Origin of the sequence: Pseudomonas aegrilactucae (assembly GCF_019168305.1) — a bacterium.
Lineage (GTDB): Bacteria > Pseudomonadota > Gammaproteobacteria > Pseudomonadales > Pseudomonadaceae > Aquipseudomonas > Aquipseudomonas aegrilactucae.
This window is the reverse complement of record NZ_JAHTBI010000137.1, coordinates 1-1,555: the sequence shown is the minus strand read 5'-3', so window position 1 is coordinate 1,555 and position 1,555 is coordinate 1. Positions and strand designations below refer to the sequence as shown.

2 protein-coding genes and 2 pseudogenes are annotated in these 1,555 nt (G+C 51.0%); all 4 read left to right on the top strand.

Annotated features, from left to right (window positions below; all coding sequences use genetic code 11):
* The coding region (locus tag KUO17_RS26885) for an RHS repeat-associated core domain-containing protein (protein WP_255263804.1) at nucleotides 1-567 on the top strand (567 nt) is incomplete at its 5' end.
* A 5-nt stretch (nucleotides 568-572) separates the two neighbouring features.
* Nucleotides 573-1,022, top strand: a complete 450-nt coding sequence (locus tag KUO17_RS25805; protein ID WP_217978384.1) for a hypothetical protein — start codon at nucleotides 573-575, stop codon at nucleotides 1,020-1,022.
* A 91-nt stretch (nucleotides 1,023-1,113) separates the two neighbouring features.
* Nucleotides 1,114-1,233: pseudogene (locus tag KUO17_RS25800) on the top strand (IS5/IS1182 family transposase); the annotation flags it as partial.
* Between the two features lies 1 nt (nucleotide 1,234).
* Nucleotides 1,235-1,555: pseudogene (locus tag KUO17_RS25795) on the top strand (RHS repeat-associated core domain-containing protein); the annotation flags it as partial.

Sequence of the window (1,555 nt, the reverse complement as noted above, 5' to 3'; positions counted from 1 at the left end):
GACCACAATGGCGAGGTGGCATGGACGGCGCAGTACAAGGCGTGGGGTGAGGTACGAGAGGAGCGCTCGGGTTGGGCGAAGCAGATCGGGCTGAGCAATCCGATCCGGTTTCAGGGGCAGTATCACGATCGTGAGACTGGGCTGCATTACAATCGGTATCGGTACTATGATCCGGGGGTTGGGAGGTTTGTTAGCAAGGACCCGATTAGCTATGCGGGTGGGCTGAATCTGCACCAATACGCGCCAAATCCGGTGGGTTGGGTAGATCCATTGGGTTTAGAGGGTTGTGAAAAGGCATGTAAGTCTAGAAACAAGCCACCGGCGCCAATGGAAGCAGCAGAGGGAAGGCCGCATTCGATCATTGAGCGTCCCGGTGTAGATGGCCAGTACACGACTCATTACGGAGATGGCACATGGAAGCAGTACCGTGGGTCGGGGAAAGAACATGGAAATATTGCTAGGCCGAACATAAAAGAAGCAACGAAAAATACCAGGCCAGACGGTCGTGTATTCATAGATAAAGGGCGCGTGCGCCATCCAGCAACAGACGAATATCCCAAAAGGTGACTAACGTGGATAGTATTAAATCATTTGACTACTCTTCTTTTGTGGATGCCAATAAAGATTGTGCTGTAACAGGTATTGATTATGTAAGGGCAATTTATGTGAATCACGAGCTGGCGTCGGATTTCATCGTTTGGTTTGCAAGATTTTTATGGCCAAGTTTCAATATTTTGAATGATAAGGTTTTTGTTGCTGAGCTGTTCGATCCTGAGATGTTTGAACGCCACTTGAGTTTGAGCAAAAATCTCGAGGAAGCTCAGTTCTGGATGAACCTGCTAGAGATAACGGGAGTTTTTGATGAGCTTCCCTCGGAGCAAGCCATGGAAGTTGCCCTAATCGTTTCTGAAAGCTGGAACGCTAAAATAGTGAACGAGTTTGGTGTGGAGTATGCAGTGGCGCGGCACTTTTATGATGAAGAGACTGGAGAGGTGTTTGTCACTATTGGTTCTAGGTCCTGATTATTAGGTTGGGGTTAGCTGCCTTTAGGGATTCTCCGATCAAGTCCCCAAATGTGCTGAAATACGCCTGACCACCTGATCCGAGCCACCCATGAGCCAGATGAGCTTTTCCGACTTCGAATATGCCGGCAAGCGCAAGCAGACACGCCGCGAACGCTTCCTCGCCGAGATGGATCAGGTCGTGCCCTGGACTGGACTGCTGGGGCTGATCGGGTGAGGTAAAAGAGGGGCGCTCGGGTTGGGCGAAGCAGATCGGGCTGAGCAACCCGATACGATTTCAGGGGCAGTATCACGATCGTGAGACTGGGCTGCATTACAACCGGTATCGGTACTATGATCCGGGGGTAGGAGCATTTATAAGTCAGGACCCGATTAGCTATTCGGGTGGATTGAATCTCTACTTATACGCACCAAACCCTATCGAATGGGCTGATCCACTCGGGCTGGAAAAAGTTGTTGCCGCTAGAAGCCGTGCGCATGCGTTGAGGCTTGCACAGCAGCATGCTCAAGTTCCGAGGGTGGGTCGAGGAGGA